The 1,276-nt window shown below is 43.4% G+C and carries 1 protein-coding gene; it reads right to left on the bottom strand.

From position 1 onward, the window contains the following. On the bottom strand, window positions 1-1,121 hold a 1,121-nt coding region (locus ACOVO2_RS18925), incomplete at its 3' end, for an iron-containing alcohol dehydrogenase (RefSeq protein ID WP_421771476.1). Window positions 1,122-1,276 lie beyond the last annotated feature (155 nt).

Genomic DNA, 1,276 nt, shown 5'->3' with positions numbered 1-1,276 from the left:
TCTGGTGTAATATCGGCTTTTTCTCCGAAATTCATTCCTCTTTCAACAAAACGTTGCTTTATTTTTTCGATTGTCTCTTTATTAACGCCGTACTCGCTGGCTTTGATTGGCAAGCCCAATGATTCGTAAAATTCGCCAGTTTTCTGAATCGCTCCCGCTACTAATTCGTCATCGGTTCCGCTCAGATTCCACACTCTTTTGGCATATTGAATCAGTTTTGCACGTTTATCGGCTTTTTTATACTGCAATAAATGTGGCAATACAACTGCGAGCGTTCGGGCGTGGTCAACGCCGTGGAAAGCCGTAATCTCATGCCCGATTTGGTGCGTTGCCCAATCTTGTGGTACGCCCAAGCCAATCCAGCCATTGAGTGCTACCGTAGCCGCCCACATAAAATTGGCTCGTGCTTCATAGTCGGTCGGATTTTCGAGTGTTTTTGGAGCAACTTCGATGAGTGTTTGAATGACCGATTCTGCAAAACGGTCTTGGATTTGTGCATCAACAGGATACGTCATGTATTGCTCCATTACGTGCGTGAAAGCATCGGCAATACCATTGGCAATTTGGCGTGGCGGTAACGAATACGTGGTTTCAGGGTCGAGAATCGAGAATTTAGGATAAACCAATGGCCCGCCCATTCCTTTCTTTTCGTGCGTCGATTTTTTGCTAATTACTGCGTAATAGTTCATTTCCGAACCAGTTGCAGGAAGTGTAAGCACCGCACCCAACGGAATTGCGGTTTTATATTTCTCTTTCCCCGTCACGATTTGCCAAGCATCTTCGCCTTCAAACGGAATAGCGGCGGCAATAAATTTGGTTCCGTCAAGCACTGAGCCTCCACCAACGGCCAGCAAGAAAGTAATTCCTTCTTTACGCCCCAACTCAACGGCTTGCATGAGCGTTTCGTAAGTAGGATTGGCTTCGATTCCACCAAATTCTACGATATTTCGGCCTTCGAGGGCAGTTTTTACTTGTTCATAGACGCCATTTTGGAAAATACTTCCACCGCCATAAGTAAGTAAAATTTTTGCATCGGCAGGAATTTGTTTGCTCAGTTGAGCAATCTGACCTTTACCAAAAAGTATTTTTACTGGATTTTGATATACGAAATTATTGAACATTAGCTTTTTGTTTGATGATTCTATCTATTTCAAACAAAGCAATTTTAAATAAAGTTTTCCCGACAAATATTAAATAACCACGGAGGCACGGACGGTTCGCCGCAGCGATTACACAAAGTTTCACAGAGTTTATCTCAGTGTTAATCTGTGTTCTC

It is taken from the genome of Emticicia sp. (assembly GCF_049241225.1).
Lineage (GTDB): Bacteria > Bacteroidota > Bacteroidia > Cytophagales > Spirosomataceae > Emticicia.
This window is presented reverse-complemented; position numbering and strand designations above follow the sequence as displayed.